Raw genomic sequence first — 13,433 nt, forward strand, 5'->3', positions numbered from 1 at the left:
TTAAACCTCGAGTGGAAGAAAATGCCCGACCACAATGCCGACGATTTTGGGCTCGTCTTCATAGGGAGCAAATAAATCATCGTAGTCAGGGTTGATGGATTCTAAGCGCAAACCTTCCGCTTCCCGATAGACTTTCTTGATATAGGTCTTTCCATTCCACATGAGGGCGTAGACCGCCCCATCGTAGTCAAATCCAGTTTGCTTCATGAGGGCAACAGAGCCATTGGGGTAGAGAGGTTCCATCGAATCACCTGATACCCAAGAAGCGAAGTCATGCTGGATCTCTTGGTCAAAATAGACAGTTTCATAGTCCGTTTCGTTGTCATAAAAGGTATGTCCCAAACCGGCTGCCAGCTCAATTGAAAGAACCTTATAAGCTGTCAAGGAAACAACTTTTTGCTGCTGTTCCAATAACTGGCTGGCCAACTGGTCGACTTTCTTTTGATGAGGTGGGGTTAATAAAGGGTAGGTGTAGAGTGCGGAGTCTTTGTTAATAAAGTAGTCCTCTTTAACGGAGAGGCGCTTGGCCAACCTCCTGAGATTTTTTTCGTGTGGCTCTGCTAAGCCATTCTCCCAACTGGAGTAAGTCTTGCGAGAAATCTTGAGATCCTCATAGACATCTGCTTGGGTCAAGCCTTTTTCCAGGCGTATTTCTTTTAGTTTTTTTGCATCAAACATGTCACTTCTCCTACGTAACGTTTTAAAAGTTACATATAGTTTATCAAAAATGAATCCTTTTTGCAAGAGAAAAATTCAGTTGAAAACGAATGAAAAGACTTGATTTTGATTGAAAAAAGAGTATAATCATTTCTAAAATGTCTATAAATGAGGAACTATATGAAAAAAAGTTTTATCCACCAACAAAAAGAAATTTCGTTTGTTAAAACGACGTTTACACAGTATTTAAAAGATAAATTGGACATCATTGAAGTCCAAGGGCCAATTTTGAGTAAGGTCGGAGATGGGATGCAGGATAACCTTTCTGGGATTGAACATCCGGTATCTGTAAAGGTCCTTCAAATTCCTGATGAGACTTATGAAGTCGTGCATTCACTCGCAAAATGGAAACGCCATACCTTGGCACGTTTTGGTTTTGGCGAAGGAGAAGGTCTCTTTGTCCATATGAAGGCTCTTCGTCCAGATGAAGATTCGCTAGACGCTATCCACTCTGTTTATGTAGACCAATGGGACTGGGAAAAAGTCATCCCAAATGGTCAACGCAACATCGCCTACCTCAAAGAAACGGTTGAAAAGATCTACAAGGCGATTCGTTTGACAGAATTAGCAGTAGAAGCGCGCTATGATATTGAGTCAGTTCTTCCAAAACAAATTACCTTCGTTCACACAGAAGAATTGGTGGAACGCTATCCAGATTTAACTCCAAAAGAGCGTGAAAATGCCATTGCCAAAGAATTCGGAGCCGTTTTCTTGATCGGGATTGGTGGAGAACTTGCAGATGGCAAACCACACGATGGACGTGCGCCTGACTACGATGACTGGACAACAGAGTCTGAAAATGGCTACAAGGGCTTGAATGGTGATATCCTCGTCTGGAATGACGTTCTAGGTTCAGCCTTTGAGTTGTCTTCAATGGGGATCCGTGTTGATGAAGATACGCTTCGCCGTCAAGTTGCGATCACAGGGGACGAGGATCGTCTCCAATTAGAGTGGCACAAAGCTTTGTTAAATGGTCTTTTCCCACTTACAATTGGTGGAGGGATCGGACAATCTCGTTTGGCTATGTTCTTGCTTCGTAAGAAACATATCGGTGAAGTCCAAACCAGTGTCTGGCCTCAATCTGTCCGCGATGAATATGAAAATATCCTATAAGGAAAGAAAGAGTCGAGCAGAGTGCTCGGCTCTTTTAATTGTCGCTTGACCATATCAAATCGCAATTTTCTGATTTTTTTTGGTATAATGGTCCCTATGAAAATAGTATCTGGAACCTATGGGGGACGTCCCCTAAAAACACTTGAAGGAAAAACAACCAGGCCGACTTCTGATAAGGTCAGAGGGGCCATGTTCAATATGATTGGTCCTTACTTTGATGGTGGAAGAGTGCTGGATCTCTATGCAGGAAGCGGTGGGCTCTCTATCGAAGCCGTTTCTCGAGGCATGTCAGAGGCCGTTCTAGTAGAAAGAGATCGTAGAGCGCAGGAGATTGTAGCAGCCAATATTGCCATGACCAAGGAAAAGGAACGGTTTCAACTGCTAAAAATGGAGGCCAAGCAGGCCTTGGGTCTCCTAACGGGCACCTTTGATTTGGTGTTCTTGGATCCTCCTTATGCCAAGGAAGAGATTGTCCGCGATATCGAAACCTTGTGCGAGCGCCAACTCTTGTCAGAGGAGATCATGATTGTGTGCGAAACCGATAAACACGTAGAACTTCCTGAGGAAATCGGACAAGTGGGAATCTGGAAAGAAAAAATCTATGGAATTAGTAAGGTAACAGTATATGTCAGATAGAAATGGATTGTTTACAGGATCGTTTGATCCGATTACCATTGGGCATGTGCAATTGATCGAGCGAGCTAGTCGCTTGTTTGACCGTGTCTATGTCGGAATTTTTTATAATCCGGAAAAAGTCGGACTCTTTTCCATTGAGCAACGCGTGCGCATGGTGAAAGGGGCCTTGGCTCATTTGGAAAATGTTGAAATTGTGACGTCGACTCAAGAGTTGGCTGTGACAGTGGCGCGCAATCTTGGGGTCATCACCTTGATCCGGGGCTTGCGCAATGCACAGGATCTGGTATACGAAGCCAATATGGATTATTTTAATCACCAATTAGCGCCTGAATTGGAGACGGTTTATCTCTATGCCCAGCCTCCTTACCAGGCCATTAGTTCAACACGTATTCGAGAGTTGCTGGCTTTTCAGCAGGATATCTCACCTTATGTACCAAAGAGTGTAATGGAGGAAATTAAAGATGACACAAGCGAATAAACCAAGCTTGCCCACTAAAAAGAAAAAGGGACGATTGAAAGAATACCGATGGCCGATTGCAGGCGTTCTTTTCTTGCTCCTCTTGCTAGCTGCTTTTGTGATTCGCCTTCCCTATTATATTGAGATGCCAGGAACGGCAGAAGACATTCGATCGGTCATGACAGTCGATGGAAAAATGGATACCAAGTCAGGATCCTATGATTTTGTAACCGTGGCAGTGAAAGAAGCGACCCCGGCTGATTTGATCTATGCTTGGGCGACCCCTTTTACAGATATCTACTCTGCCAAGGATATGACAGGTGGTAGTTCGAGCCAAGAATTTACGCGGATTAACCAATTCTATATGGAAACCTCGCAAAATATGGCCATCTACCAAGGGTTAAAGACAGCTGGAAAAGAAACCCAGATGGACTTTCTTGGTGTTTATGTCATGCAAGTGGCAGATGACTCGACCTTTAAGGGAATCTTGAACATTGCAGATACCGTCACCGGTGTGAATGGCAAGACCTTTAAGAGTTCCAAAGAATTGATTGATTATGTTGGTTCTCAAAAAATTGGCGATCCTGTTTCAGTGACCTATATTGAGGATGGACAAACCAAGACCGCAGACGGAAAGATCATCAAATTATCCAACGGGAAAAACGGAATCGGGATTAGCCTGATCGACCGGACTGAAGCCAAAGGCGATGTTCCTGTCCAATTTGCGACCCAAGGGATTGGTGGTCCAAGTGCCGGTATGATGTTTAGCCTAGCCATCTACACCCAGGTGGCTGATCCAGATCTTCGTCAGGGACGCCATATTGCAGGGACAGGAACCATTAACCAAGATGGAACGGTTGGTGATATCGGTGGGATTGACAAGAAAGTCGTCGCAGCCGATAAAGAAGGAGCAGAAATTTTCTTTGCCCCTAATAATCCAGTTTCCAAAGAAGAAAAGAAGGCCAATCCCAAGGCCAAATCAAACTATGAAACAGCTAAAGAAGCAGCGAAACAAATTCATTCGAAGATGAAAATCGTACCCGTCAAAACCCTTCAAGACGCCATTGATTATCTGAAGAAGTAGAGAGTAGTCTGCTGGACAAGTGATGAAATGAGAGAAAATCAATTTCTCATTTTTATGAAGGATTATGGGTCAAGAAAGTAATGAGTTTATGAAATCATATAATATGTTGCTAATGAATGGGATTATTGGTATTTTAGGAGCGATCGTAATCAGCTATGCCTCTTTTCAACGGTGGGAGTGGACTTTCGTTCATGCTGTTCCTGAGCTGGTTGAAAAAGGTGATTGGGGATTGGTAATCAATACAATCAGTCTCTTGTATCTTGTTATCTCTATACTTGCAATGGCCAACTATAATGAAAATCCAAAAGTAAATAAGAAAAGTCATAAAATTCTCTTCGTTGCCTCTATAGTTGGTTTCGTTCCTTTTGTATCGACTTTAACTAGTGTGCTAGCAATCATTTCAAGTTTGTTATATCTATTCGATTATCAACAGTTATCAAATGAAAAGGAGTAGGCTTTGAAAAAGGTATTTGGTGATGTGAAGTAAAAGAAAAGTAGGAGAAAATCATAATGAAAAACAAAAAAGCTAGCATGTTAATAGCTATCATAATGCTTGTTGTTGGCAGTATAATTTTTTTAAAATATAAAAATTCCTCAGAGAAAATTTATAGAAATGAAACTCCTTCAAAAATTAGGGAAATAAAATTGTTGGACAATGATAAATTTGTTTTTGTGGCTGTCGATAACTATTCAGACGGTGTTATTTTGTTTGGTCAGAATTATATTACAACTTTTTCTTCGCATACACTTGATACTACTAATTTTGAAAAAACTCCCCCAATTGGTAATGAAGAATATTTTCAAATTAATAGTTATAGTGTACATGATAAAGAAAAAATTGTTAAATTTAATTTATATGAATTACTTGGGAAGAATAATTTATATCGTTCTGTTCATAATTTTCCTTATAGTTATTTACAAAATGACGATGATTACCTGACACTGGATTTGGAGAAACTAAATATGTACGATATAACAGGTCATGATATTAGATCGGTATTAGTTTCTGCTAGTGGAGAGAAATATAAAGATATTTCTGAAAGTGAAATGGAGAAGATTGACAGAGAACAAAAACTATATTTTAACCAAAAATATGATTGGGATAGGGGTGGGATCTCTGAACAGATCGACGATAATCTAGCAAAGTATAATCTTTCAAGAAACGTAAATTTAATTTATCCAATGAATTTTAATCCGTCTCAAATAAATATTTCTGGTTCTAACTTTGCCAAATTATATCCAGAGTTAGAAAAACAGATGAAATATCTAGATGAATTATATTTCCGTCCGAAACAATACAATGAACGCGAATGGTTTGATAAAATCATTCATTGGTTTGCGCCGGAAGGTCAAGAAGTCATGGAACTGTATGCCACAGACGAAACAACTGGAGAGAAAACACAAATTCACTCTTATGACGAGTTCGTAGCATGGATAAAGGCCCATCCGAAGAATTAATCATCTTCTAATCAAATTCAAGTTTTTGCTTATCAATCTCTCTATTTTTAGAGGGATTTTTTCTTTATACTGGTATCAGAAAGAAAGGGAGGTAGTGAAATGATTCAAACTAGTTTGTTTTCCATTTCAGTATTCTTAGCGGGAGTTCTATCCTTTTTCTCCCCATGTATTTTGCCACTGATGCCAGTCTATGTAGGGATTCTATTGGATTCTGAACGCGTGAAGACGGTTCGAATTTTTGGAAGAGACATTTCTTGGTATGGTCTGGTGAAGACGTTTTGTTTTATCGCAGGTCTATCAACTGTTTTCCTGATTCTAGGATATGGTGCAGGGGCCCTTGGCCAGGTGCTTTATGCTCCATGGTTTCGCTATCTGCTAGGAGGGATTGTGATCTTATTAGGGATTCACCAAATGGAAGTGATCAATCTGAGACAACTCCAAAAACAAAAGACCATCCAACTCAAAAAGAATCGGGAGCGCAATGAATTCTTCAATGCTTTTCTAATAGGGGTAACCTTTAGTTTTGGTTGGACCCCTTGTGTCGGACCAGTTTTGAGTTCGGTTCTAGCCATTGCCGCTTCTGGAGGAAATGGTGCTTTGCAAGGCGCTCTCCTGATGCTGGTATATACATTAGGCTTGGCTCTGCCTTTCTTGCTTTTGGCCTTGGCCTCTAGCTGGGTTCTACAACATTTCGCTAAACTCAAGCCCCACATGGGAACCTTGAAAAAAATTGGTGGTGCCCTCATCATCTTGATGGGTATCTTGCTGATGCTTGGAAATCTTAATAGCCTCGCATCCCTGTTTCACTAATCTTGAATGATTAAAGGAGAAAAATCATGAAAAAAATTCTTGCACTTTCTATTGCTACACTTAGCATCGTCACTTTAGCAGCTTGTTCTGGACAGAAATCAGATTCAGACATGAAAAAAACGGACGATAGTAGTATGATGAAGAAGGACGATATGAAGAAGGACGACATGAAGAAGGATAACATGAAGGATTCGTCCATGTCCGATGATAAAATGGAAAAAGAGGACAAGAAAGATTCATCTATGATGTCTGACAGCAGTTCTGAAATGAAGGACGACATGAAAAAAGATGAGATGAAATCTAGCGATTCAGAAATGAAAGATGAAAAGAGTGAATCATCTGATATGAAATCAGACAACTAATGAAAGAAGGGAGAGGTCATCTGAGGATGACTTTCTCCTTATTTAAAGAGGTAATAATGATGAAGAAATTAGCTTTAGTAGCTGCAGGATTCTTGTGTACTGGACTTTTGGGGGCTTGCTCGAGTCAAGGAATGGCTACTTCCAATAAGGACATTAGCCAACAAACAGCCAAAGCTGGCGCTAGGCAACCATCTGGCAAGAAAGTGAAGGAGTTTAACCTGCAAGGAGTAGACGGTAAGACCTACCGCTTATCCGATTACAAGGGAAAGAAAGTTTACCTCAAATTTTGGGCTTCCTGGTGCTCAATCTGTCTTTCAACATTAGGCGACACAAATGATTTAGCAAAGGCAGAGGAGGGTAAGGATTATGTGGTCTTATCCGTTGTAGCTCCAACCTTTAATGGTGAAAAATCGGAAGCAGATTTCAAAAACTGGTACCAGTCTTTGGATTACAAGGATTTCCCGGTCTTGCTAGATAGTAAAGGGGAACTGCTAAAAGAGTATGGGATTCGTTCATATCCATCGGCGCTCTTTATCAATAGTGATGGGACTTTAGCAAAGAGTCATATTGGCTATATGAATAAAGAGGATATCCTCAAGACCCTAGAGAACATGCAGTAAGGAGATAGACAATGGAAACAAAATGGAAAGTGTTTGCTATCCTTCTCGTTGGCTTACTATTCATTGGTTTCTTTTTCTTTAGTAAGGGATCAAACGGAATGGATCAATCAGAAACAAGCACTGAGATGATTAAAAAAGCATCGATGAGTCAGACTCCAGTAGCCAAAAAGGAAACAAATGAAACGGTTGATCCAAAGGATCAGCGTGAAATTTATTTGGCTGGTGGTTGCTTCTGGGGCGTAGAGGAATATTTCTCCCGTGTTCCAGGTGTGATTGATGCTGTATCAGGCTATGCCAATGGAAAGGGAGAAACAACCAAGTATGAATTAGTCCCTCAAACAGGGCATGCCGAAACAGTTCACATCACTTACAATATCAAGAAGGTATCTCTGAAAGAATTGCTCCTGCATTATTTCCGGATTATCGACCCAACGTCGAAGAATCGACAAGGAAATGATCAAGGGACTCAATACCGAACAGGTGTCTATTATGTCTCCCAAGAAGACCTTCCAACCATTAACCAAGTCTTTGAAGAAGAAGCAAAAAAATACGACAAACCGTTAGCAGTGGAAAAAGAGCCGCTGACTAATTTCATCAAGGCTGAGGACTACCACCAGGATTATCTAAAGAAACATCCGAATGGGTACTGCCATATCGATGTCAATCAGGCTTCTTATCCTGTTATTGATGCCAATCGCTACTCCAAGCCAAGCGATGAGGAGATCAAAAAGAAGTTATCTCCTGAAGAGTATGCGGTGACACAAAAAAATGATACCGAACGAGCCTTCTCCAATCGTTACTGGGATCAGTTTGATGCCGGTATTTATGTAGATGTCGTGACTGGTGAGCCTCTCTTCTCCTCTAAGGATAAATTTGATTCTGGTTGTGGTTGGCCAAGTTTCAGTCGGCCTATTAGTCCTGATGTGGCCATCTATAAGGAGGATAAGAGTTTCAATATGACCCGGACAGAAGTTCGGAGCCGTGTAGGAAATTCTCATCTGGGCCATGTTTTTACCGATGGTCTTAAGGAAAAAGGTGGCCTTCGCTATTGCATCAATAGCTTGTCAATCAAATTCATCCCTAAAGCAGAGATGGTGGAAAAGGGCTACGGTTATTTATTGGACTATGTCTGAGACATTTGGAACTACAATTTGCTATAATAAGCATAGCAAAAACAAGTAGGTGAAAGACATGTATGCGATCATGATTGTGGAAGATGAAGAGCTTATCCGGCAGGGTCTGACTTCCTTAGTAGACTATGAACAGTTTGGGATGGCCGTCATCAACCAGGCAGAAAATGGCCGTGAGGCCTGGGAGAAGTTTCAAGAGAAACCAGCTGATATCCTTCTAACCGATATCAATATGCCACAAATGAATGGCTTGGATCTGGCCCATCTCGTCAAAGAGCAGTCTCCGTCTTGTCATATCATTTTTTTGACAGGTTATGATGACTTTGAGTTTGCGAGGAAAGCCATCAAGTTAGGTGCAGATGATTATTTGCTGAAGCCTTTTTCAAAAGATGATATTGAAGAGATGTTAGCAAAGGTGAAGGGAAAACTCGATCAAGAGCGAAAAAAGGCGCAAGTCGAAGATTTGGTCAGTCATGGTTATTCGACAGACTTGGAAGAAGCCATTCATGCTCGTTTAGCAGACTCTCAGTTAACTCTAAAGGATCTGGCCTATCAACTTGGTTTCAGTGCCTCTTATCTAAGCGTATTGATCAAGAAAAAATTGGGACTCCCCTTCCAAGACTACCTCATCCAGGAGCGAATGAAGAAGGCTCAACTCTTGCTTCTCACGACAGATCTAAAGATTTATGAGATCGCCGATCAGGTTGGTTTTGAAGATATGAACTATTTTTCTCAACGCTTTAAGCAGGTTGTTGGGGTGACACCAAGGCAGTACAAAAAAGGAGAGCATGAATGAAACGATATCCCTTGCTGATCCAGCTGGTCCTCTACTTTTTTCTCTTCATTCTCCTACTTTTTGGTCTCATCGGTAGCCTTTACTATCAAACGAGTTCAGGGACGATCCGCCAGCAAACAGAGCGGACGACAAGAAATAGTATCGATCAAAGCAGTCAGTTCATCACCTCCTATCTAAAAAAATTAAAGCAGACCACGACAGTGCTTAGCAAGGATCAGGCTGTTCGCCAACTTGCCCAAGACAAGAGTGCGGATCAAGAAACGGTTCAACACCTGATGCGAACGATGATTGAAACGGATCCGGACCTGGTCTCAGCAGTCTTAGTGACCAAGGACGGACGTCTGGTAGCGACAGATACCAAAATCAGCATGCAGACCTCCTCAGATATGATGAATGAAAGTTGGTATCAAGAGGCGATTAAGGAAAGAGCCATGCCAGTTTTGACGCCAGCTCGAAAGGAATCCTTGACTTCGGAAAAAGAAAAATGGGTGGTTTCTATTACCCAAGAAGTGGTCGATCAGACTGGCCAAAATCTCGGAGTAGTACGCTTGGATATTGGCTACGATAGCCTTCAGTCTTACTTGGATCACCTGCAACTGGGGAAACAAGGCTTTAGTTTTATCATTAATCAAAAGCATGAGTTTGTCTACCATCCTAAAAAGGCGGTCTATTCTTCCAGTCAAGAAATGCAGGCCATGCAGCCCTATATTGCTGTGAAAGATGGTTATAGTAAAGGAGGGAAGAATTTTATCTATCAGGTTCCGATTCCAGATAGTGATTGGACCTTGATTGGAGTGGCTTCCCTTGAAGGACTTCAGATGCTTCAGTCGCAGCTCCTTTACTCTTTCATTGGCCTAGGATTACTAGCTTTGATCATGTGTTTGATAGGGATCGGCTTTGTTCTGCGTTTGTGGATCAAACCCTTACGAGACCTTCAGACTATCATTTTGAGGATTGGAGCAGGAGATGCTCACGTGAGAGCTGCAGCCAAAGGATCTCCAGAATTGGTGGACCTCGCTCAAACTTTTAATGCCATGTTGGACCAAATCGATCACCTCATGCAACAGGTTAAGGAAGAGGAGCAGAACGCACGGAGGTACGAGCTGCGGGCACTTTCGGCTCAGATTAATCCGCATTTCCTCTACAATACTTTGGATACGATTGTCTGGATGGCGGAGTTTAATGATAGTCGGCGCGTGGTCAACATCACTAAGTCTTTGGCTCAATATTTTAGACTGGCTCTTAACCAAGGCCAGGAACAAATCCTACTGAGAGATGAAATCGACCATGTCCGCCAGTATCTTTTCATTCAAAAACAACGTTATGGTGAAAAGCTCAACTATGAAATTCTAGAAGATGAACGGTTGGGCGACTATCAGCTTCCAAAATTAGTGCTTCAGCCCTTAGTGGAAAATGCGATTTACCATGGCATTAAAGAGATCGATCGGCCAGGTCTCATTCGAGTGACGACTGAAGTCAGTGGAGACTCCGCCTGCGTATCGATTTTTGACAATGGACGAGGGTTTGACCGATCAGAATCAACAGACCAAACCCTTCTTCGTTTAGGAGGTGTTGGCTTGAACAATGTGGACCAACGATTGCATCTTCAATTTGGCGAAGCCTATCATATGGAGATTGATTCTAAGGCCCATAGCTATACGAAAATCACTCTTTATTTGCCCCTTTCATCCGGCAATGAATATTCATAGAGGCTGGGACAAAAGTCCTAGCCTCTCAATTATCTTTGAATTGTCGAGCAAGACGCAGTGGTTGAGTGGGCTCTACTACGCTGATTTCATCAGTTTTTACACCCCTACTCAACTGTGCGGAGGTGGGACGACGAAATCGAATTCTAACGAATTACCGATTTCTGTCCCACTCTCTTTTTGCTCTCAAAGGAATTTCAACTCTTTTCTAGTCAAATCTGACGCAAGTCATCAAATTTATGATAGAATAAAGTGTTACAGTAAATAGATTTTGATGAAGGAACACTATGCGAAAAGAGATTGACCCTGAATTATATAATTACAATAAATTTCCTGGACCTGTGTTTCGTCAGGTAGGAGACCAGATCCTTTCAGAAAACCTCTCCTTTGAGCTCTTGAAAAATGAGAAGGAAGCTTTTGATGCGACTGTTTTTGGTCAGAGATTTTCTGAGATTTTAACCAAGTTTGATTACATTGTTGGTGATTGGAGCAATGAGCAGTTGCGCTTGCGTGGCTTTTATAAGGAAGAGCGCGATGTTGCAACGATGGATAAACTAAGTCGCTTAGACGATTATTTGTTAGAATATTGTAGCTATGGTTGTGCTTATTTTGTCCTTGAAAATAAGGAACCTCATCGTGCTTCCTTTGATAAGAAATCACCGGTCAAAAAAGCTCAATCAGAAGAAAGAGAGCCTAAGAAGCGTTCGCGCAATCGCAAACAAAAAGATCGTTTCCAAAAACGAGAACGCGACAAGGGACAACCAGCGAAAAACTCGAAAAAAACAAGACCGTCTGCTGAGACCAAAAAGACAACGAAGACAGACAACAAACGTCATTTTGTGATTCGACAAAAAGAGGAGTAAGAAAGAATGAAACCATCCATTTATAGTTTAACACGCCAAGATATGATTGATTGGGCGGAAGAAAACGGCGAAAAGAAATTCCGTGCAGCACAAATCTGGGAATGGCTCTATCGCAAACGCGTCCAGTCCTTCGAAGAAATGACCAACCTTTCTAAGGACTTGATTGCGAAGTTAAATGATCAATTTGTCGTCAACCCACTTAAGCAACGGATTGTGCAAGAGTCAGCAGATGGAACGGTTAAGTATCTTTTTGAATTGCCAGACGGCATGTTGATTGAAACCGTCTTGATGCGTCAGCACTATGGTTTATCTGTCTGTGTAACGACTCAAGTAGGATGCAATATCGGTTGTACCTTCTGTGCTTCTGGTTTGATCAAAAAACAACGCGATTTGAACAATGGGGAAATCGTGTCTCAAATCATGTTGGTTCAAAAATACTTTGACGAGCGTGGCCAAGATGAACGGGTCAGTCATATCGTTGTCATGGGGATCGGAGAACCATTTGACAACTATAACAATGTCTTGAAATTTATCCGGACGGTCAACGATGACAAGGGATTAGCGATTGGTGCTCGTCATATTACCGTGTCAACTTCTGGTTTGGCTCATAAAATTCGTGACTTTGCAAATGAAGGTGTGCAGGTCAATTTGGCAGTGTCTCTTCATGCACCAAACAATGACTTGCGCTCTAGCATCATGAAGATCAACCGGGCCTTTCCAATTGAAAAATTGTTTGCGGCGATTGAATACTATATTGAGACTACGAACCGTCGGGTGACCTTTGAGTACATCATGTTGAATGAAGTCAATGACGGGGTCGAGCAAGCTTTAGAGTTGGCAGAATTGCTCAAGAATATCAAGAAATTGTCTTATGTTAACTTGATTCCTTACAATCCTGTCAGTGAGCATGACCAATATAGCCGGAGTCCCAAAGAACGGGTCATGGCCTTCTATGATACCTTGAAAAAACAAGGTGTTAACTGTGTAGTGCGTCAAGAGCACGGTACAGATATTGATGCTGCCTGTGGTCAATTGCGTTCAAATACCATGAAACGGGACCGGGAGAAAGCGATTGTTGAACATGCGCAACCTTAAACAAGGGCTGATCGATCATACAGAACTAACCAAAAGAGGAAGAAGGCTGTTACGGAGTGGCAGCTTCTTCTATTTTATCCTCTTGTGTCTGATGTGTTTTTTGCCCCAACAGCCAGAGCCAGGTATGGAAACACCGGGTATTCAACATTTCGGTCGCATCGTCGTCTTGCTGGTTCCTCTTAATTCGGTGATGAATCTTGGCCAAATCACCAGTGTCCTCCAACTCATTAAGGTCATTCTCCAAAACATAGCCAATATCTTTTTGTTAAGCCCGCTGGTCTTTCAACTTCTCTGGCTATGGCCCTGGTTGAGGAGTCGCAAACGGGTCTTGTGCTTCGGCTTTGCGATGAGCTTGTGGATTGAATGTAGCCAAGTTCTGTTAGATCTCTTGTTTGATGCCAATCGTGTCTTTGAGCTAGATGATTTGTGGACCAATACCTTAGGCGCTTATCTGGCTTATCTAGGCTTTCAGTATTGCAGAGCACGATTGCTAGCCAAAAATGGGGAAATGTAAAACCCGACCATTTTAGTGTCTTTTTGAAATTTTTGTTGACAAAGTCAGAAGTGGGAGCTATAATAGCTTCAA

General features: G+C 41.8%; 16 protein-coding genes and 1 other annotated feature (1 of these 17 only partly in view). Of the genes, 15 read left to right on the plus strand and 1 reads right to left on the minus strand.

The genetic code is table 11. The annotated features are described in order from the left end of the window. The gene (locus tag HMPREF2904_RS02800) at positions 1-678 is read right to left on the minus strand and encodes an XRE family transcriptional regulator (protein ID WP_070659855.1); all 678 of its coding nucleotides are present in this window, start codon (positions 676-678) and stop codon (positions 1-3) included. 159 nt (positions 679-837) lie between these two features. Between HMPREF2904_RS02800 and asnA the strand changes: the two genes are divergently transcribed. From asnA to HMPREF2904_RS02875, 15 genes are all read left to right on the plus strand, one after another. Continuing rightward, a complete protein-coding gene (gene asnA / locus HMPREF2904_RS02805) occupies positions 838-1,830 on the plus strand; it encodes an aspartate--ammonia ligase (RefSeq protein ID WP_003005888.1) in 993 nt (330 codons plus the stop codon). 96 nt (positions 1,831-1,926) lie between these two features. Beyond that, positions 1,927-2,466, plus strand: a complete 540-nt coding sequence (rsmD, locus tag HMPREF2904_RS02810) for a 16S rRNA (guanine(966)-N(2))-methyltransferase RsmD (protein ID WP_031575882.1) — start codon at positions 1,927-1,929, stop codon at positions 2,464-2,466. After that, positions 2,456-2,944, plus strand: a complete 489-nt coding sequence (gene coaD, locus HMPREF2904_RS02815) for a pantetheine-phosphate adenylyltransferase (protein ID WP_070659858.1) — start codon at positions 2,456-2,458, stop codon at positions 2,942-2,944. The genes rsmD and coaD overlap by 11 nt, the downstream gene beginning before the upstream one ends. Further along, positions 2,928-4,007 carry a SepM family pheromone-processing serine protease gene (locus HMPREF2904_RS02820; RefSeq protein WP_070659861.1) on the plus strand — a complete coding sequence of 360 codons (1,080 nt, stop codon included), beginning with the start codon at positions 2,928-2,930 and terminating at the stop codon, positions 4,005-4,007. The genes coaD and HMPREF2904_RS02820 overlap by 17 nt, the downstream gene beginning before the upstream one ends. A gap of 64 nt (positions 4,008-4,071) precedes the next feature. After that, the gene (locus HMPREF2904_RS02825; RefSeq protein WP_239682974.1) at positions 4,072-4,461 is read left to right on the plus strand and encodes an insulin activator factor; all 390 of its coding nucleotides are present in this window, start codon (positions 4,072-4,074) and stop codon (positions 4,459-4,461) included. A 56-nt stretch (positions 4,462-4,517) separates the two neighbouring features. Then, entirely contained in the window at positions 4,518-5,465 is a 948-nt protein-coding gene (locus HMPREF2904_RS02830) for a hypothetical protein (protein WP_070659864.1), read from the plus strand. A 99-nt stretch (positions 5,466-5,564) separates the two neighbouring features. Next, entirely contained in the window at positions 5,565-6,275 is a 711-nt protein-coding gene (gene ccdA2 / locus HMPREF2904_RS02835; RefSeq protein ID WP_070659867.1) for a thiol-disulfide oxidoreductase-associated membrane protein CcdA2, read from the plus strand. Positions 6,276-6,301: 26 nt separating this feature from the next. Further along, the gene (locus HMPREF2904_RS02840) at positions 6,302-6,637 is read left to right on the plus strand and encodes a hypothetical protein (RefSeq protein WP_070659870.1); all 336 of its coding nucleotides are present in this window, start codon (positions 6,302-6,304) and stop codon (positions 6,635-6,637) included. Between the two features lie 59 nt (positions 6,638-6,696). Further along, a complete protein-coding gene (locus HMPREF2904_RS02845) occupies positions 6,697-7,257 on the plus strand; it encodes a redoxin domain-containing protein (protein ID WP_070660428.1) in 561 nt (186 codons plus the stop codon). An 11-nt stretch (positions 7,258-7,268) separates the two neighbouring features. Then, positions 7,269-8,390, plus strand: a complete 1,122-nt coding sequence (gene msrB, locus HMPREF2904_RS02850; protein WP_070659873.1) for a peptide-methionine (R)-S-oxide reductase MsrB — start codon at positions 7,269-7,271, stop codon at positions 8,388-8,390. A gap of 58 nt (positions 8,391-8,448) precedes the next feature. Further along, entirely contained in the window at positions 8,449-9,183 is a 735-nt protein-coding gene (locus HMPREF2904_RS02855; RefSeq protein ID WP_070659876.1) for a response regulator transcription factor, read from the plus strand. Next, a complete protein-coding gene (locus HMPREF2904_RS02860; RefSeq protein WP_070659879.1) occupies positions 9,180-10,892 on the plus strand; it encodes a cache domain-containing sensor histidine kinase in 1,713 nt (570 codons plus the stop codon). The genes HMPREF2904_RS02855 and HMPREF2904_RS02860 overlap by 4 nt, the downstream gene beginning before the upstream one ends. Before the next feature lie 284 nt (positions 10,893-11,176). Further along, positions 11,177-11,752, plus strand: coding sequence for a YutD family protein (locus HMPREF2904_RS02865; protein WP_049483935.1), 576 nt, complete (start codon positions 11,177-11,179; stop codon positions 11,750-11,752). Between the two features lie 6 nt (positions 11,753-11,758). Further along, on the plus strand, positions 11,759-12,847 hold the full coding sequence (rlmN, locus tag HMPREF2904_RS02870) for a dual-specificity RNA methyltransferase RlmN (protein WP_003005918.1): 1,089 nt from the start codon (positions 11,759-11,761) through the stop codon (positions 12,845-12,847). Next, positions 12,834-13,361 carry a VanZ family protein gene (locus tag HMPREF2904_RS02875; RefSeq protein ID WP_045759157.1) on the plus strand — a complete coding sequence of 176 codons (528 nt, stop codon included), beginning with the start codon at positions 12,834-12,836 and terminating at the stop codon, positions 13,359-13,361. Before rlmN ends, HMPREF2904_RS02875 begins: the two co-directional genes overlap by 14 nt. A 67-nt stretch (positions 13,362-13,428) precedes the next feature. Then, positions 13,429-13,433 (plus strand) — a binding site (T-box leader); it runs 231 nt beyond the window's last position.

Source organism: Streptococcus sp. HMSC072G04 (assembly GCF_001813295.1).
GTDB lineage: Bacteria > Bacillota > Bacilli > Lactobacillales > Streptococcaceae > Streptococcus.